The 17,652-nt window shown below is 40.7% G+C and carries 16 protein-coding genes and 1 riboswitch; all 16 genes read right to left on the bottom strand.

The window, feature by feature from the left end; all coding sequences use genetic code 11:
• Window positions 1-10: 10 nt before the first annotated feature.
• The 16 genes from guaB to A3G9_RS0102035 all read right to left on the bottom strand — a co-directional run bounded on the left by guaB (window position 11) and on the right by A3G9_RS0102035 (window position 17,644).
• Complete coding sequence (guaB, locus tag A3G9_RS0102110) at window positions 11-1,159, bottom strand: IMP dehydrogenase (protein ID WP_002821342.1); 1,149 nt, start codon at window positions 1,157-1,159, stop codon at window positions 11-13.
• Window positions 1,160-1,224: 65 nt separating this feature from the next.
• A riboswitch (purine riboswitch) is annotated at window positions 1,225-1,319 on the bottom strand.
• A 65-nt stretch (window positions 1,320-1,384) separates the two neighbouring features.
• Window positions 1,385-2,656, bottom strand: a complete 1,272-nt coding sequence (gene purD, locus A3G9_RS0102105; RefSeq protein ID WP_002821343.1) for a phosphoribosylamine--glycine ligase — start codon at window positions 2,654-2,656, stop codon at window positions 1,385-1,387.
• Window positions 2,657-2,668: 12 nt separating this feature from the next.
• Complete coding sequence (gene purH / locus A3G9_RS0102100; RefSeq protein ID WP_002821345.1) at window positions 2,669-4,198, bottom strand: bifunctional phosphoribosylaminoimidazolecarboxamide formyltransferase/IMP cyclohydrolase; 1,530 nt, start codon at window positions 4,196-4,198, stop codon at window positions 2,669-2,671.
• Window positions 4,195-4,782 carry a phosphoribosylglycinamide formyltransferase gene (gene purN, locus A3G9_RS0102095; RefSeq protein ID WP_002821346.1) on the bottom strand — a complete coding sequence of 196 codons (588 nt, stop codon included), beginning with the start codon at window positions 4,780-4,782 and terminating at the stop codon, window positions 4,195-4,197. Before purN ends, purH begins: the two co-directional genes overlap by 4 nt.
• Window positions 4,779-5,828, bottom strand: a complete 1,050-nt coding sequence (gene purM, locus A3G9_RS0102090; RefSeq protein WP_002821347.1) for a phosphoribosylformylglycinamidine cyclo-ligase — start codon at window positions 5,826-5,828, stop codon at window positions 4,779-4,781. The genes purN and purM overlap by 4 nt, the downstream gene beginning before the upstream one ends.
• Window position 5,829: 1 nt before the next feature.
• Window positions 5,830-7,341 (bottom strand): amidophosphoribosyltransferase, encoded by a 1,512-nt coding sequence (gene purF, locus A3G9_RS0102085; protein ID WP_002821348.1) that lies wholly within the window; start codon window positions 7,339-7,341, stop codon window positions 5,830-5,832.
• 10 nt (window positions 7,342-7,351) lie between these two features.
• Window positions 7,352-9,577, bottom strand: coding sequence for a phosphoribosylformylglycinamidine synthase subunit PurL (gene purL, locus A3G9_RS0102080; protein ID WP_002821349.1), 2,226 nt, complete (start codon window positions 9,575-9,577; stop codon window positions 7,352-7,354).
• The gene (gene purQ / locus A3G9_RS0102075; protein WP_002821350.1) at window positions 9,577-10,242 is read right to left on the bottom strand and encodes a phosphoribosylformylglycinamidine synthase subunit PurQ; all 666 of its coding nucleotides are present in this window, start codon (window positions 10,240-10,242) and stop codon (window positions 9,577-9,579) included. The genes purL and purQ overlap by 1 nt, the downstream gene beginning before the upstream one ends.
• 2 nt (window positions 10,243-10,244) lie before the next feature.
• Window positions 10,245-10,508 carry a phosphoribosylformylglycinamidine synthase subunit PurS gene (gene purS, locus A3G9_RS0102070; RefSeq protein WP_002821351.1) on the bottom strand — a complete coding sequence of 88 codons (264 nt, stop codon included), beginning with the start codon at window positions 10,506-10,508 and terminating at the stop codon, window positions 10,245-10,247.
• Window position 10,509: 1 nt separating this feature from the next.
• Complete coding sequence (gene purC / locus A3G9_RS0102065; protein ID WP_002821352.1) at window positions 10,510-11,235, bottom strand: phosphoribosylaminoimidazolesuccinocarboxamide synthase; 726 nt, start codon at window positions 11,233-11,235, stop codon at window positions 10,510-10,512.
• Window positions 11,232-12,350, bottom strand: a complete 1,119-nt coding sequence (gene purK, locus A3G9_RS0102060; protein ID WP_002818980.1) for a 5-(carboxyamino)imidazole ribonucleotide synthase — start codon at window positions 12,348-12,350, stop codon at window positions 11,232-11,234. Before purK ends, purC begins: the two co-directional genes overlap by 4 nt.
• Entirely contained in the window at window positions 12,343-12,837 is a 495-nt protein-coding gene (purE, locus tag A3G9_RS0102055; RefSeq protein ID WP_002818982.1) for a 5-(carboxyamino)imidazole ribonucleotide mutase, read from the bottom strand. The genes purK and purE overlap by 8 nt, the downstream gene beginning before the upstream one ends.
• Before the next feature lie 223 nt (window positions 12,838-13,060).
• Complete coding sequence (ileS, locus tag A3G9_RS0102050; RefSeq protein WP_002821353.1) at window positions 13,061-15,826, bottom strand: isoleucine--tRNA ligase; 2,766 nt, start codon at window positions 15,824-15,826, stop codon at window positions 13,061-13,063.
• A 237-nt stretch (window positions 15,827-16,063) separates the two neighbouring features.
• On the bottom strand, window positions 16,064-16,834 hold the full coding sequence (locus tag A3G9_RS0102045; RefSeq protein WP_002821151.1) for a YlmH family RNA-binding protein: 771 nt from the start codon (window positions 16,832-16,834) through the stop codon (window positions 16,064-16,066).
• On the bottom strand, window positions 16,831-17,115 hold the full coding sequence (locus tag A3G9_RS0102040) for a YggT family protein (protein WP_075646592.1): 285 nt from the start codon (window positions 17,113-17,115) through the stop codon (window positions 16,831-16,833). Before A3G9_RS0102040 ends, A3G9_RS0102045 begins: the two co-directional genes overlap by 4 nt.
• A complete protein-coding gene (locus A3G9_RS0102035) occupies window positions 17,102-17,644 on the bottom strand; it encodes a cell division protein SepF (RefSeq protein ID WP_002817650.1) in 543 nt (180 codons plus the stop codon). The genes A3G9_RS0102040 and A3G9_RS0102035 overlap by 14 nt, the downstream gene beginning before the upstream one ends.
• Window positions 17,645-17,652 lie beyond the last annotated feature (8 nt).

Below are 17,652 nucleotides of genomic sequence, written 5' to 3'. Positions count from 1 at the left end.
ACGAACATTATCATACGCGAACATAATTTGGAGCTTGCTTGGTTATATGAACATCATGAGGATGAGATTCAACCAAACCAGCATTAGTAATTCTGACGAATTGAGCGTTTTCAATTAAATCCTTAATAGTAGCTGATCCGGTATAACCCATTCCGGCCCTCAAACCGCCCAAATCTTCAAAAATAACATGGTCGACTGTTCCCTTATAAGCAGTCACAGCTTCAATTCCTTCAGGGACCAATTTATTGACCTCTTTGACTTCACCTTGGAAATAACGATCTTTGGAACCGTTTTGCATCGCGGCCATTGAGCCCATGCCGCGATAGGTCTTATATTTGTTGCCGTCCTCGCCGACAATCACTTCGCCAGGTGCTTCTTGAGTACCGGCTAGCATTGAACCGAGCATCACGGCGTTTCCGCCAGCCGCAATTGCTTTGACAATATCTCCAGACCACTTAGCGCCGCCATCGGCAATGATTGTTTTTTTATACTTGGAAGCGACTTCGGCAGCATCAGTAATTGCTGTAATTTGGGGAACACCGACACCAGCAACCACCCGGGTTGTGCAAATCGATCCGGGGCCAATGCCGACTTTGGCAACATCCGCTCCAGCCTCGAAAATAGCCTGAGCGCCAGCTCCGGTAGCGATATTGCCACCAATAATATTTAAGGTAGGATATGTTTCACGAATTTCTCTGATTTTTCTTAATACGCCTTCTGAATGTCCATGGGCAGAATCAACAATAATTGCATCGGCGCCGGCTTCGACTAAATCCTTAACCCGGTCAAGGGTATCGTTGGTTACACCGACACCAGCAGCAACAATTAGTCTTCCATATTCATCGGTAGCCGCGTCCGGATATTTATCAAAATCAATTACAGCTTGTTTAACCTTGGATACTTCTTTAGCTTGCTCGGTCAAGAGCATATTTTTGTGGATAACACCCAAGCCGCCGTTCAAAGCCAATTGAATTGCCATTGGACTTTCGGTCACTGTATCCATTGCTGCACTTAAAATCGGAATATTCAAATGCAGGCTTGGCGTTAAATCGGTTCCCAGTTGTACCTGATCAGGAGTAACTTCCGACTTGGCCGGAATGAGCAAAACATCGTCAAAAGTCAAACCGAGTTTAGTGTATTTATTTGAAAAATCTGTCATATTTATCCTCGTCTTTATCTATACAAAAAGGCATCCGCAGAAAGCTTCAAGAAGTCGCTGCAGACGCCAAAAAGACATCCACAGATAGTCCAACATTGGTGTTGGGTAGAAACTGTCAGCCATTATCCGACGATATACCTGCTTGGTTGCTATTTACCTTACCAGAAATAAGTTTAAATGCAAGCCTATTTCCGACGAAAACAGATTGGAATAAATTAATGATTTTTATTGATTATCTCTTTCAAATTTTGCTAGTTGATTGGCAATGTCGTGACGATAGGCAAGTTGTAAATTGCTTCGATCCAAATAGGAATAAACATCTTTTTGTGCTAATTGAATTTTTTTTGCATGACCGACAATCGTGGCCACCCGACCACCACTAGATATCAAATTATGGCCATCTTTTTTAACTGCAGCATAATCAATTTGTAAATCCGACGGCAAATCATCTAATAACGGAACTGAAAATCCCTTATCAACATTATCAGGATAGCCGGGGGCAGCAATCACAACAGCCAAATAAATTTCTTTTTTTTGCCATTCGATCAAGGGTTTTCGGCCATCCATCAGATCGATAATCATTTGATAAAAATCACCTTTTAATTGTGGCAGAACAACTTGCGCCTCAGGATCGCCAAAGCGAACATTAAACTCGATAACCTTAGGGCCACTTTTAGTCAGCATCAATCCGGTATACAAAACACCGGTGAAAGGATTGCCTTTATCCTGCATTACTTTTAAGACTGGTTCGACAATCGATTTAATCACTTTTTCGATAATCGCGAAAGATATTTGAGCAACCGGACTGTAGGCCCCCATTCCACCAGTATTTGGACCCTTGTCGCCATCAAAACGGCGTTTGTGATCCTGAGCAATTGGTGTATGAACAACTGTATTATTTTTGCCGACCAAGCTGAAGAGTGAGAATTCGGGACCCTGCATAAATTCTTCAATCAACAATTTCGTATTTGAATTATTTTTATATAAATTTACTATATAATCTTCCGCCTGCTTACAAGAAGAAATAACCGAAACACCTTTTCCGGCAGCCAATCCGTCAAGTTTGAAGACAACTGGAAAATCGTGTTTAACAAGAGCTCTCCGTGCTTCTGATAAAGATCGAACTATCGAAAAAGCAGCCGTTGGAACATTCGCTTCTTTTAAAATCGATTTCGCAAATGATTTGTATCCTTCGAGTTGGGCTGCAGTTTTATTCGGTCCGAAAATCTTTAGGCCGGCTTTCTTGAATTCATCAACAATTCCGAGAACCAAAGGTTCCTCACTGCCAACAAAAGTCAGATCGATATTTTCTTTTTTTGCAAAATCAACCATCCCTTTAAGATCATCGATATTAATCGGGACAATCTTAATTCGTTCTTCAATCATCCCCTCGTTGCCGGGAGCAACAAAAACCTGATCGACTTGAGGGCTTTTAAAGAAAGTCTTTGCCAAAATGTGTTCACGCGCACCAGCACCAATAATTAAAACCTTAGCCATTTTCCATCATCCTTAATGTCTAAAATGACGATTATGTGAGAAAACCAAAACCACGCCAAGTTTATCTGCCATCGCAATCGAATCTTTGTCCTTGATCGATCCACCTGGTTCAACGATCGCTTTAATTCCATGCTCAGCGGCAAATTCGACCGAATCGTCCATTGGAAAAAAAGCATCCGAAGCCAAAACGGCCTGATCAAAATTCTTTTTGGCTTCTGCATGTTTGAAGGCAATTTTAACCGAATCGATTCGATTTGGCTGACCGGCACCAATGCCCAATGTTTGACCTTGTGCAGCAATTAAAATCGCATTCGATTTAACATGTTTAACGGCTTTTTGAGCAAATACCAAGGCTTCCAACTGCTCATCGGTCGGTTTAGCAGATGAAACGACCTCAAAATCAGCAGCGTTTTCAACTAATCTATCCATTTCTTGAACAACTGCTCCGCCGAGAACTGAAGTAAGCTCCAGTTCTTTTGGTAATGTGTTGGTCATAGCTACGGTCAATAAACGTAAGTTTTTCTTTTTTGCCAAAATTTGATAAGCTTCCTCGCTAAAACCTGGTGCAATGATAATTTCAAGAAAAATTGTGTGCATTTTTTGTGCAGTGGCTAAATCGACTTCCCGGTTTAAAACAACTATTCCACCGAAAATAGAAATATCGTCAGCATAAAAAGCTTTGTCCCAGGCCTTTTCAATTGTGATTGCCTGGCCAATCCCAGCCGGGTTCATGTGCTTTAAGGTCACAACTGTCGGTTGATCTTGAAAATCGGCAATCGTCCTTAAAGCGGCATCGGCATCTTTAATATTGTTGTAACTCAACTTCTTGCCGTGAAGAATTTTCGCCTGCAGAATCGAATAAGCTTTCGGAATGGCATCGGCATAAACGGCTGCGGTCTGATTAGGATTTTCACCATAACGCAAATCGAAGTCTTTGTCATAAGTTACCGTTAACTTTTCTGGATATTCTTCTTTGGAAAGATAATCGGCAATCAAGGCATCGTAAGCTGCCGTATGACGAAAAGTTTTTGCTTGTAAATGTCGTCGAAAGTCATGACTAAGATCGTCGTTTGCAATTGCTTTTAATATTGAATCGTAATCATCCGGATCGACAACAACAATTACATCTCGAGCATTTTTAGCGGCAGAACGAAGCATCGACGGTCCGCCAATGTCGATATTTTCAATTGCTTGGTCATAGGAAACATCCTTTTTTTCAATCGTTTCCTTAAAAGGGTAAAGATTAACTGCCAGTAAATCAATCGGCGTAATCTGGTGTTCCTCCAAAGTCTTCATATGTTCGGAATTTTCTCTTTTGGCAAGTAATGCGGCATGAATTTTTGGATGAAGTGTTTTTACTCTTCCATTCAATATCTCGGGAAAACCGGTAATTTCTTCAACGGCCTTCGCTTTAACACCAGCCTCCGTCAAAAATTTTAAAGTTCCACCGGTCGAAATTATTTCGTAATTATTTTTAATCAGGCCCTTGGCAAAATCAATCAAGCCTCTTTTATCGGACACACTTAGCAATGCTCTTTTCATACTGTGAAAACTCCTTTTTTAATTAGTTGCCTTAACGTTTGCGGATATAATCTGTGTTCCAATCGATGAATTCTTTTTTCCAAACTTTCCAAATTGTCGCTTTCTTTTATTCTCACAGGGGCTTGAGCAATTATTTCCCCCGAGTCGACTCCATTATCAACATAGTGAATTGTTACCCCAGTTACTTTGACACCATACTCAAATGCATCTTCAATTCCATGGCGACCTGGAAAACTTGGTAAAAGAGCCGGATGAATGTTGATAATTCTGTTTGGAAAGGCCAATAATAAATCCGGACCAATAATTCGCATAAAACCGGCAAGCAGAATCCCACTAACCTGATCTTCTTTTAAGCGGCCAATAATTTCAGTTTCGGCAGCGGCCTTGTCTTTAAACTTTCGATAATCAATATAAGTCGAGGGTATTTCAAGTTTTTTTGCTCGCTGAACAACAAAAGCATACTTATGATCAACAATCAGACGAACGATTTCTACGTTCGGCAATTGTTTTTTCGCATAATTAACGAGAGCCGTAAAATTCGTTCCGTTTCCGGAGGCAAAAACGGCTAGTCTAATCGGATTCATGCTTTTTCTTTCCATGGTTCGTTTCCGTTAAAATTGATTATTTGCTGACTCTTTGCTCGGGAAACAACTTTTCCGATTTGATAGACTTTTTCACCACTTTTTTTAAGTTGGTTCATTATTTCAGCAGATTCGTCAGCCGAAACAGCGGCAACCATTCCGATACCCAAATTGAATGTTTCCAGCATTTCGTGGTTAGAAAGTTTACCGGTTTCCTGCAGTCTCTGAAAAATTTCCGGAATCGGCCAACTACCCCAATTAATTTCGACAGCTGTTTGGTTGCTCAACATTCGCGGAACATTTTCCAGAAGGCCGCCGCCGGTAATATGCGACAGTGCATGGATTTTGTTGTTATTCAAGAGCGGAATCAGCGATGCTGCATAAATACGAGTGGGTCTTAATAATTCCTTTTGTAAAGAATCATCTAATTGACTCCAAGTCTTTTTTGCCCGAGTGAGCAATAAATTTCTAACCAAACTGTAACCGTTGGAATGCAGACCATTTGAAGCTATTCCAAGCAGCGTGTCTCCAACCTGAAGTCGATTGCCATTTAAAATTTTATCTTCTTCGACAACACCAACTGCAAAAGCAGCTAGATCATATTCGTCTTTAAAATACATGTCGGGAAGTTCGGCCGTTTCGCCGCCAATTAAAGCCATTTTTGACTGTCGACAGGCTTTGGCAATTCCGCTAACAATTTCGGCCACTTTATCCGATGAAACTTTGTCAATACCAATGTAATCAAGCATAAAAAGTGGTTTAGCGCCTTGAGCCAACAGATCGTTTACAACCATTGCAACTAAATCCTGACCAATTGATTGGTGTTCATTAGCGGCTTGAGCCAATAAAAGTTTCGAACCGACACCATCTGTTCCGGAAACCAAAACTGGTTTACTATATCCTCCCGGAAACTTGAAAAGAGAAGCAAAACCGCCAACACCGGCGAGAACCTGGTCGTTATAAGTCGATTTAACAGCTGTCGACATTTTTTTGACTGCCTGATTACCGGCCTGAATATCGACACCGGCGAGAGAATACGCGTCAACCATTTTAAATACCTTTCCTAACAGAAAATATTTCTGGCATAACAGCAATCGGTTCGGGATCGAAATTAACCAGTCCGGCATCAACCTTGTTCTGCAAAGAGGATTGATAATCATAGATTGGCGAAGGATAATGACCATCAAAATAAGCAGTTGTGAGACCATTGCCATTATATGGTGTCTTCAAATTAATCGAATCGACAAGGCCTTGAACAGACAAGAAAGCCAGAGAGTCAGCCTGAATCATTTCGGTCATTTCTTCCAAACTATGGTTCGCGGCCATCAATTCGTTTGTTGTTTGCATATCGACGCCATAAAAGGAGGGATACTTAAAAGCCGGTGAAGCAATCCGAACATGAACCTCTTTAGCCCCGGCATCTTTCAACATACGAATAATATACATAGAAGTAGTACCACGAACGATCGAATCATCAACCAAAACGATTGATTTTCCATTAACAACTTCTTTGATGGCCGAAAGTTTCATTCGTACTGCCCGCTCGCGTTTATCTTGATTTGGCTGGATAAAGGTTCGAGCGATATATTGATTTTTAACCAGCCCCATTTCGTTTGGCAAACCAGCTTCCTCGGCATAACCTTGGGCCGCTGACAAAGAAGAATTGGGAACCCCAACAACAATATCGGCCCCAGAAACCGGCTGTTCGCGAGCTAGACAACGGCCCATATGCTTACGCGCGATATGAACATTGACTCCATAAATCGTTGAATCAGGTCTGGCGAAATAAATATATTCCATCGCATCAATGTTTAAAGTCACATTATCTGTATAATGATCGATTTGCATTCCTTGATCATTAATGGCGATCAATTCTCCCGGTTGAACATCGCGGACAAATTCAGCATCAGTCATATTCAAGGCAGCTGTTTCAGAGGCAACTACATATTGTCCGCCGGGCAATTTCCCAATACAGAAAGGGCGAAAACCATGCGGATCAAGAGCAGCGAAAAGAGCATCGGGAGTCAACAGAAGAAAAGCAAAGCCTCCGTGAAGTTGTCTTAAAGACTCAGCAATTTTTTCTTTCATTGAATTCTGATGAGAGCGACGAATTAAATGCAGCAAAATTTCCGAATCCGATGAAGATTGAAAAATCGACCCGATATCTTCGAGCTGTTTTCTTAAAGTCAAGGCATTTGTAATGTTGCCATTATGAGCAAGGGCGATTTGGTAATCGTTAAAATGAACTAAATAAGGTTGAATATTTTCAATTCCGTGAGTACCAGCAGTTGCATAACGAACGTGACCAATTGCCGAGTTCCCTTTTAGACTGGCAATTTTCTCCGGATTACGGAAAACGTCCGATAGCAGGCCGAGACCGCGGTGCTGCCAAAGGCGACCATTGTCGTTTGAAACAATTCCAGCACCCTCCTGGCCACGGTGCTGTAAGGCATGCATACCATAGAAAGTTGTTTGGGCAGCCTCCGGCAATCCCCAAACGCCGAATAAACCACATTCTTCATTCAGTCCACGAAAATCTGTTGCAGTTTGCAATTCCGTCATTTTATCCTCGTTACTCCATTAAATTCGCGATCGAATTTTTCCAGGTTTTGGTCGCTTCTTCTTTATCAATCGAAAAACTGCTTTGATCCGTTTTGATTTGAAAATGATTTCTGTCAGTTACCCGACCAATCAATTCAGCCTGATCACCGGCCATTTTTTCAAAAACCGGTTCTTTTTCTGGCTCAACTGTGACAATAAAACGACCATTCGTTTCCGCAAAAAGCTGTGCATCATCGAGTTTCAGGTTGGCATCAAAAGCAAAGCTTGTTTCAAAAGCCGATTCAAGCAAAGCGACAATCAGTCCTCCCTCGCTTAGATCGTGAGCGGATTTCAATAAGCCGGCCTCAATCGCTGTTAAGATTAATTTTTGGTTGTTTAATTCAGCATCGGCATCAAAGTCGAATAATTTTCCCGAGATTTTTCCCGTCTGCAACTTTTGAATCTCGGATCCATTAAAGTCATTGCCGGTAGATCCGATTAAATAAATCAGATCACCATTCTTTTTGAAATTAATCGTTGTGATTTTGCGATTATCCCTGATCAAACCGACCATCCCGATCATCGGCGTTGGATAAATGGCCCGATTGTCGGTTTCGTTATAAAGCGATACGTTGCCGGAAACAACCGGGGTATTCAGCTGTTTGGCAAAATTATTTATGCCGGCGACAGATTGTTCCAATTCATAATAAACTTCCTGATTATCCGGATTGCCAAAGTTCAAACAATCGGTAATTCCAATTGGCAAAGCACCGGTCGAAACAACATTGCGGGCCGCTTCTGCGATTGCCATCTGCCCGCCACGATATGGATCCAAGTAAACGTAACGCCCATTAACATCAGTTGTCAGCGACAAGGCTTTTTTTGTTCCGCGAATTCTGATTACGGCAGCATCACCGCCCGGTTTCACGACAGTATCGGTTCTTACCATTGAATCGAAATGACGATAAAAAAACTTTTTCGATGAAATCGTCGGTTGAGAAAGAATTTGCATAATAATTTGAAGCGGGTTAGAAATTTTTGGTTGATATTGTTGTTGACTGGCCTTTTTAATATGGACCGGCAGCTTACTTGGCAGTTTGTAAGAAGGTGCTTTGGTTAACAGTTTTATATCAAGATCAGCAACTGTTTCCCCCTGAAAAGATAAACGATAACGACTGTCATCGGTCACTTTACCGATGACTACAGCATCCAGGCCGGCATCTCTATAAAGATCAATCACTCCTTTTTCCCGGCCTTGAGCAACGACCAACAACATTCGTTCCTGTGACTCGGAAAGCATCAATTCATAAGGTATCATTCCTTTTTCTCGCACCGGAACTTTATCCAAATCAAGCCAAATTCCAGAACCGCCTTTTTCACCCATTTCAGACGAAGAGGACAAGATTCCGGCTGCGCCCATATCCTGAATCGCAATTACTGCTTCCGGCATTTCTCTGACGGCTTTAATAGTCGCATCCATTACTAGTTTTTCCATGAAAGGATCGCCAACCTGGACAGCGGAACGTTGAGATTCTTCTTGGGAAGAAAACTCAGTTGAGGCAAAAGTAGCACCATTGATTCCATCGCGTCCGGTTTTGGCCCCAACATAAATGACCGAATTATCTTTTCCGTGTGCTTGCCCGACCTTGATCGTATCCTGATGATCAAGCAAACCGATAGACATAACATTGCAGAGCAAATTACCTTCGTAGGCATCATCGAAAGCAACATCGCCGCCAACAGTTGGAATACCGATAGCATTTCCATAGCCGGCAATTCCGTCAATTACTCCATCGATTAAAGATTTGGTCTGTTCATTTTTAATCTCTGAAAATCTTAGCGAATCTAAAACCGCAATTGGTTGAGCACCCATCGAAAAAATATCCCGTAAAATACCACCGACTCCAGTCGCAGCTCCTTGGTAAGGTTCAACTTGAGAAGGATGGTTATGGCTTTCGGCTTTAAAAACAACTGCCTGGCCATCGCCAATATCGAGAATTCCAGCTCCTTCCCCGGGTCCCTGCAAAACACGTTCGTTTTTTGACCAAAAAGTTTTCAGAATTGGTTTGGATTTTTTATAAGAAGCATGCTCCGACCACATGGCCGAAAATAAACCTGTCTCGGTATAATTCGGCAAACGGCCCATTTCATTTTCAATTATTTTAAATTCTTGATCGGTAAGACCCCACTGTGCATAAATGCGTTCTGATTTGACCTCTTCTGCTGATTTAAGTTGTGGATTAGCAGCTATTGACATTAATTTAAAACCCCACTTGTCTGTAGAATCGATTCAAAGAACGGACGACCATCGATATTCCCAAGTAATGGATCGACGGCTCGTTCCGGATGCGGCATCACTCCAAAAACATTTCCTTTCTCGTTGACAATTCCGGCAATATCGTCAATTGAACCGTTCGGGTTGTCCTGGTATGTAAAAATTATCTGTCGGTTGGCATGTAGTTTTGTCAAAGTTTCTTGATCGGCATAATAATTGCCACCGGCATGGGCGATTGGCAATAAAAGTTGTTGTCGATAAAGGTTCTTTGTAAAAAGCGAATTGTCGTTTTCAACATTCAGCAAAACCTGATCACAAATAAATCCTGCTTTGGCATTCATTCTCAAAGCTCCCGGTAAAAGCCCGGCTTCAGTCAAGATTTGAAAACCATTACAAATTCCAACGACAAACCGACCTTGATCAGCAGCTTTTTTAACAGCTTCCATTGCCGGAGCAAAACGAGCAATTGCTCCTGCTCTTAAGTAATCTCCATACGAGAATCCCCCCGGTAAAAAGATGGCATCATAATCATCCAGATTACTTTGGCGGGCATCGATTATTTTTGCGTCAATCCCAAAATCAATCAATGCATAATACATATCAAAATCGCAATTGGATCCGGGAAAATCAAGAACTGCAGCCTTCATTTTTATTCCTCCACCGAAGATATTTCGCTTAATTTATAAGTGAAAGTTTCCATATTGACATTGATCAATAATTCGTCAGAAAATTCCTCAATTTCTTTTGCCGCTGTCCTTTGATCTTTTGCCTCAAGTTTTATTTCGAAGTATTTTCCCTGCATAACCGAATTAACGTCTGTATAATCAAGGCGATGAAGAGCCGATTTTATGACTTCACCCTGTGGATCGAGAATTGAAGGCTTGTAAGTAACGTAGATCTTTGCTAAAAACATTTTAATTTTCCCCTGCAATTAATTTGTTATTCAAACGATCCAAAACGGTTTGATAACCAATTCTGACATCACCGATTTTTTGACGAAAAACATCTTTATCAAGCGATTTGCCACTTTCTTTATCCAACAAGCGCATATTGTCCGGAGAAAGTTCATCAGCAAGCAAGAGTTTTCCCTGACTAGTGAACCCAAATTCAACTTTGAAATCGATTAAGGTAATTCCGATTTGATCAAACAGATTGATCAGTTTTTGATTGATCAGCTCAGCTTCTTCTTTCGTTTGGCTGATAGTTTTTTTATCGGCAATTTCCAATGCTAGAATTTGTTCGTTATTAATAAAAGGGTCATCCAAAGAATCCGATTTAAAATAAAATTCATGAACAGCCGGCTTTAAAGCTTTGTGCATCGGCACATTGAAACGCGAAGCGAAATGGCCGGCAGCAAAATTACGAGTTACAACCTCCAAGGGAACAATTTTAACTTTCCTAACTAAAGCATCACCGTTTTCCAATTCTTTTTGAAAATGATTTTCGATTCCTTGAACAGTTAAGTAGTTAAACAACAAAGCCGAAATGTGCGAAGTTAATTGTCCTTTTCCTTCGATTTTCTCTTTGACTTTTCCATTCAAAGCAGTCGCTTGATCTTTGTAATGAATATGGACGATCTCTGGATCGTCAGTTTGAAACATATTTTTTGCTTTACCAGAATATAAAAGACTTTCAGTCATTTATTCCACACTTTCAACTTTTTAATTGCCTCATCGCCTAAAACAGTTATGTGACCCATTTTTCTTTGCGGTCTAATTTCCGCTTTTCCATAATCGTGGAAATACCATTCAGGATGATTGACAAGATCATTTCGAGCTTTAGCCAGATCGTCGCCCAATAAGTTTCGCATCAAAGCGGGTTTTATTAGAAGTGGGCCTTGAATCGGCAATCCGCAAATTGAACGAACATGACCTTCAAATTGTGATATATTGCAGCCTTCGATCGTCAGATGACCGGAATTATGCGGCCTTGGCGCCAATTCATTAATTAAAATTTTTCCATCAGGGCGAAGAAACATTTCAACTCCCAAAACACCGTACAAATTAATTTCGTTTGCTAATTTGCTAACTTCTTTTTTAACCGATTGAACTACGGAATCTGTAATAGAAGCAGGAGCATAGGAAAGATGCAGGATATGATTTTTATGTTGATTCTCGGTAATAGGCCAGAGTTTAACTTGATCACAATTATCACGAGAAACCATGACAGAAATTTCTTTAACGAAATCAACCCTTTTTTCTAAAATAGCTAGCAGATTTTTTGGCCATTTTTCAAGCATATTTTTAACATCCTGTTCCGAATTGATGTCCCACTGCCCGTGACCGTCATAACCGCCAGAAACAGTTTTTAAAATTGCTGGAAAGCCAAGCTCTTTTACCGCTACTTTGAGTTCCGCGGGCGAAGCAACTTTTGCAAAATCGGTTGTCGGCAAGCCGTGTGTTCGAAGAAAATTTTTTTCGTTGATTCGATTTGAAGTCACCGTCAACAATTTGACACCTTGAGGGACTAGGACCCCGGTTCTTTTTTGAACACGTGCCAAAACATCTTGATCGACATTTTCAAATTCATAAGTCAGCAGATCCGATTTTTCAGCCAACTCGGTTAATGCCGCTTCATCACCATACCCGGCCACGATCTGAAAATCAGAAACCTGCCCGGCCGGACACTGTTCAGTAGGATCCAAAATACCAACATGATAACCAATTGATTTAGCTGACAGTGAAATCATTTGTCCCAATTGTCCACCACCAATAATTCCGATTGTTGCCGGTGGTAAAATCGTTCTTTTAATCATTGAGCTGTGCATCGCTTTCAAGTGATTTTTTTGTCTGCTCCCGACGAAACATGATTAATTTATTTTCAATTTCTTGGTCTTGCAGGCTAAGAATCGATAAAGCCAAGTAAGCTGCATTTTTAGCGCCGGAATTACCGATCGCCGTCGTGGCAACCGGAATCCCGGCCGGCATCTGTACAATCGACAAAAGAGAATCCAAACCATTTAAAGCATGCGATTGAATCGGAACGCCAATTACTGGAAGGGTTGTGTTGGCAGCCAGCATGCCAGGTAAATGAGCTGCACCACCAGCACCAGCGATCATCATCTGCAGACCTCGTTGACGAGCTCCTTTGGAAAATTCACTCAGTTGGTCAGGCATTCTGTGTGCGGAAATAACATGTTTTTCAATCTCAACTCCAAAATCCTTCAAAATATTGACCGCATTTTTCATCGTTTCCCAGTCAGAAACTGATCCCATTACAACAGCAATCTTCGTGTTTGACATCTGTCCTCCGAAATACTCGTTAAGTGTATCAATAAAAAACGGAAAAATCCAGCCCTTCTATTCCCGAACGTTCGTGTTTTACTGTTTTTAATAGCAATTTAATTAAGATTTTAAAAAATATTTCGTGTTTGTGTTTTTGGGGACTATAAAGGAGATTTAAATAAAATTAAACTCAGGCAATAAAAAAACGGAAAAATTAATTTCCGTTTCAAAATATTTTTTATCAGTCTTCCAATTGTTCAGAAGTTAAATCAGGGAAATCGTGTTCAACAATTTCAGCATTTTTCTTGGAAAACATCGGGAATTTTGTATCGGCACCAATATCATCATGGTAAAGACGATCACGAGGATCAACCTGACCAGAAGCATGAGTGACTTCGACCTTTGTTTCCTGGCCTTTCGTCTCTTTTAATTGACTGACCATTAACAGCTTCCTGATATCAAGTTGAAGATGGTCGAAAACTTCCATTTGCTTTTCGGTTAGAGTGACCTGCAAAGCTGCCTCGGCATTTTTCCCAATTAAGGTCTTTTCGCGGGCATTTTCCAGCTCTTTATTAACAAGATCGCGGAATTTGAAGAAGTAATCCCAATCTTTCAATAAATTATCAGCATCGGCCAATTTCTCAAAACGCGGCGCCTCAGACAAATATGCATAAGCTTCCGGCTCTTTTAGATTCTCCCAAAGTTCTTCAGCAGTGTGGGGCAAAAAAGGAGTCAATAATTTTGTTAATTTAACAGATATTTCATAAAAAACGGTCTGCATTGAACGACGTTCAGAAGAATCTGCTTCATCGATATAAACAATATCTTTTGCCACATCTAAATAAAAGGCTGAGAGATCGTTTGAGACGAAGTTAATTAATTGTTTGAACAAATCATAAAAATCATATCGACCCATCTTTTCATGCCAGTCTTTAATAAATTGATTGAAATCAGCTGTCATCCATTTATCAATCGGCTCGCGGTCGGAAAAAGCTACTGAATTTTTCTTAGGATCGAAATCTTCGGTATTCGCTAACAAAAATCGCATTGTGTTACGGATTTTGCGATATGACTCGGAAACCTGTTTTAAAATATCTTTTGAAACATGAACATCCTGACTGGAATCAATGCTCATAACCCAAAGGCGGACAATCTCTGTGCCCATTTGATTGGCAACATCATTTGGCGAAATAATATTTCCTAAGGATTTGGACATCTTTTGTCCCTTATCATCAAAAACAAATCCCTGGGCAATCACAGATTTGTAAGGCGCAATTCCGTTAACAGCAACTGAAGTTATGATATTGGAATTAAACCATCCACGGAACTGGTCTGCCCCCTCCAAATAAACATCAGCCGGATAATCGAGATAAGATCTTTCCTGCATCACTCCCGACCAACTCGAACCAGAATCAAACCAAACGTCCATAATGTCTTCTTCTTTTGTGAATTTGCCATTCGGACTGTGTTCGTTAGTATATCCATCTGGAAGAAGCTCTTTAGCTGTGTGTTCGAACCAATAAGTTGAACCATGTTTGGCAAACAAATCAGCAACATGATCGATCAATTTTTCATCAACAATCGGTGTACCGTCTTCTGCATAGAAAATCGGTAATGGAACACCCCAGACACGTTGACGGGAAATAACCCAATCGCCACGATCTTTAATCATATTGTACAGACGAACTTCACCCCAATCGGGATAAAACTTAACATCTTTTATCTGATCAAGAATTTCTTTTCTAAATGGTTCGATTGAAACGAACCATTGAGGAACGGCCCGCCAGATAATCGGTTTTTTTGTCCGCCAGTCAAAAGGATACGAATGTTTAATCTTTTCAGTTGCCAACCATAAACCGGCCTTTTTCAATTTCTCAATTACCAAAGGAACAACATCATCATAGAATTTACCCTCGAAATCACTTCCGGCGCTTTTCATAAGATAACCCTTTGAATCAACTGTCATATCAATCGGAAGGCCATATTTCATGCCGACATTGTAATCATCTTCACCAAAACCAGGAGCCGTGTGAACCAGTCCGGTACCAGAATCAAGAGTAACGTGATCGGCGTTCATAACCAATTCTGTAATGTTTTTATCCCAAGGGTGCTCAACGGTAATTTTATCAAGATCAATGCCTTTATAAGTTGCCAGGACTTCTGGTTCTTTCCAGCCGAACCTGGCAGCATTCTCTTCGAGCAGAGCCTTCGCAACAACATATTTACTAGTCTGTCCCTTCGGCTTGACCAGCACATAATCAAAATTAGGCCCAACTGTAATCCCACGTGAGGCAGTAATCGTGAATGGCGTAGTTGTCCAAACAACCAGATAGGTATCATTATCCAAAACCCCTTTACCGTCTTTGACACGATTAGCATAAAAAAGTGATGTCGACTCCAAATCATGGTATTCGACCTCGGCCTCGGCCAAAGCCGATTCCGAACTCCAAGACCAGTAAACCGGTTTTAAGCCCCGATAGATATATCCCTTACCGGCCATTGCACCAAAAACACGAACCTGAGCTGCTTCAAATTCCGGATTCAAGGTTAAATAAGGATTATCCCACTCGCCAAGCACACCAAGCCGTTTGAAATCGCGTTTTTGCATCTCAACCTGTTTTAAGGCATAATCATGAGCCAAACGACGCCAATCAGCCTTCGACATTGATTTTCGATCATAGCCGGCTTTTGTTAATTGCTGTTCGATTGGCAAACCATGCGTATCCCATCCGGGAACGTAAGGAGCATTATAACCGGTCATATTCTTATAACGGACAATGATATCCTTGGATATTTTGTTCATTGCATGGCCGATATGAATATTTCCATTCGCATATGGCGGTCCGTCATGCAAGTTGAAATGAGCTTTATTTTTGTTTAAATCAAGCCTTTTTTCATACAAGTGATCGTCTTCCCATTGTTTCTCACGCGTGGGCTCGGTTTTTGGTAAACTTCCCCGCATCGGAAAATTTGTATGTCCTAAATGTAGTGTATCTTTAATCTTCATAAAGCTCCTTAGATAAAATAAAAAACGCCTCGAATTATCGGGACGTTCTCACGTGGTACCACCCAACTTCACGCACTTGGTCAGTGCGCCTCAGCGTTTCTAAATTAATTATTTTAACCGGCTGATCTAAAAGAATTCATCGGCGACCGGTTTCCAGCGTTCCGGCTCTCTGTGCGCATAAACTCTAACTTTCTGTTCCAGAATATAAAGTCATTATACAAAACTATCGGAAAAATTCTACCCTTTTCCGACAATTCCAATCTTTAAACGTATTTTATTTCGATTAGTCGTCCCCCGAGTGGTAATCAAACGAATTCGACCATAGCCATGCGTCGAAACCACATCTCCCAATTTGGCCAAATAACTCGTATTATCCTTCTCGAACCAATTAACCATAACCTGGCCGGTTTCGATTAAATCTTTCGCATGGGCACGGGAAAAATTGTATATCTGGCTAATCAAAAGGTCGATTCTCTGTGAGGAAATAACTATTTCCTTTTCCTTTTCATCCGATTGAGGGTTTAAAATTTTTTCAAAGGGAATTTTCTCAAAAGTAATTTTCTTGGAAGCCGCCCGTTTGACATTTTCAACCACAAAATCGGCCAAACTAGAATCAATTAAAAGCTGCCAATTATCGTTTTCATGAATCACATCGCCAATACGATCATAGGAAATTCCGTGATGCAGCAAACTTCCTAAAACAGTTGAATGATGAAGGTGAACGTAATGAGAAGCATAATTCAATTGGAGAAGAGATATTTGAAAATCATTTTCTTTATGATCGCCGATTAGGGCGCGTTTATTTTCAGCCCTTTGGTAACCACCGCCGAAACGAACAGAAAATCCAATCTGCTTCGCCAACTCAAGTAAAATTTTCTGCTCTTGTGGGTTCAAAAAAACAGTTAAAAAGCTTTTTTCATCTGCCTGAAAAAACCAATCGAGTACCTGCTTTGCAAAAATTTTTTCGGCATCGGAATAGTGGTTTAAGTTAACATCAAAATTTGTCATTGCAATAATTGTACAAAAATAAGCGCCAATCCACGATTGGCAAATTGCAAGACCAATATCGCAATAATTGGTGAAAAATCAATCCCGGCAAACGTTGGAATAAAGCGTCTGAAAATATTAATAAAAGGTTCGACAATCCAATTTAACCAATAAAGAAATTTAGAACTAAAGTTAATCGGCAGCCAGCTCATAATTGCCCATAAAAAAATAATCCACGAATAAAGACTAATTACCCAGTGAATTATTAGGTATATGTAGTATAAAGAATTAGAAGCGAGCATTTTGCCCCATTGAATTCGCAGCCGAACCAGATCCGGAAACCGCATAATTGTTTGGTGCAATTAGCCAAATCTCATCGGAAATCTTTTCGATCGACCCTTCGACAGCATAAATAGCACCAGCGACAAAATCAACTATTTTGGCAGATTGTGTTTCATCGATCGCCGAAAAATTAACAATCACCGCTTCATGCAACAATAACTGATTAACAATTGTTTTAGCATCAGAAAAAACTTTCGGAACAAATAGAGCGATATGGCTATCGATTTTTGCTGAGTTATTTGCAGATTGGGTTGAAGAATTAACTGCCGACATCTTTGGTTGCTGACGGTAACCATTATCATAAGCAAAACCGTTTCGGTTCTGATTTTGATTGTTATAACCGCTGTAACTTTGATTGGAAGTATTCTGCTGCTGCGAATTTACCGGCTGCTGCTGCCCTTGATTAGGCTGCTGTTCATAACCGGAATCCTCATATTCTTCTTCCTCGTCGTCTGCTCCGCCGAAAAAACTTTTAAACGAAAATGCCATATCTACTC

Source organism: Oenococcus oeni DSM 20252 = AWRIB129, assembly GCF_000372485.1.
In the GTDB taxonomy this organism is placed as follows: Bacteria; Bacillota; Bacilli; order Lactobacillales; family Lactobacillaceae; genus Oenococcus; species Oenococcus oeni.
Note: the sequence above shows the minus strand (reverse complement) of the source record. Positions and strands in the feature narration are given on the sequence as shown.

Coding starts and splice junctions, on each gene's coding strand:
- purC (WP_002821352.1), bottom strand. CDS start 11,235: ATGACTGAAAGTCTTTTATATTCTGGTAAAGCAAAAAATATGTTTCAA.
- purD (WP_002821343.1), bottom strand. CDS start 2,656: ATGGCTAAGGTTTTAATTATTGGTGCTGGTGCGCGTGAACACATTTTG.
- ileS (WP_002821353.1), bottom strand. CDS start 15,826: ATGAAGATTAAAGATACACTACATTTAGGACATACAAATTTTCCGATG.
- purF (WP_002821348.1), bottom strand. CDS start 7,341: ATGACGGAATTGCAAACTGCAACAGATTTTCGTGGACTGAATGAAGAA.
- purS (WP_002821351.1), bottom strand. CDS start 10,508: ATGTTTTTAGCAAAGATCTACGTTACTTACAAGCCTTCAATTCTCGAT.
- purM (WP_002821347.1), bottom strand. CDS start 5,828: ATGGTTGACGCGTATTCTCTCGCCGGTGTCGATATTCAGGCCGGTAAT.
- A3G9_RS0102045 (WP_002821151.1), bottom strand. CDS start 16,834: ATGACAAATTTTGATGTTAACTTAAACCACTATTCCGATGCCGAAAAA.
- A3G9_RS0102040 (WP_075646592.1), bottom strand. CDS start 17,115: ATGCTCGCTTCTAATTCTTTATACTACATATACCTAATAATTCACTGG.
- purN (WP_002821346.1), bottom strand. CDS start 4,782: ATGAATCCGATTAGACTAGCCGTTTTTGCCTCCGGAAACGGAACGAAT.
- purE (WP_002818982.1), bottom strand. CDS start 12,837: ATGTCAAACACGAAGATTGCTGTTGTAATGGGATCAGTTTCTGACTGG.
- purH (WP_002821345.1), bottom strand. CDS start 4,198: ATGAAAAGAGCATTGCTAAGTGTGTCCGATAAAAGAGGCTTGATTGAT.
- purL (WP_002821349.1), bottom strand. CDS start 9,577: ATGTCAATAGCTGCTAATCCACAACTTAAATCAGCAGAAGAGGTCAAA.
- purK (WP_002818980.1), bottom strand. CDS start 12,350: ATGATTAAAAGAACGATTTTACCACCGGCAACAATCGGAATTATTGGT.
- guaB (WP_002821342.1), bottom strand. CDS start 1,159: ATGACAGATTTTTCAAATAAATACACTAAACTCGGTTTGACTTTTGAC.
- purQ (WP_002821350.1), bottom strand. CDS start 10,242: ATGAAGGCTGCAGTTCTTGATTTTCCCGGATCCAATTGCGATTTTGAT.
- A3G9_RS0102035 (WP_002817650.1), bottom strand. CDS start 17,644: ATGGCATTTTCGTTTAAAAGTTTTTTCGGCGGAGCAGACGACGAGGAA.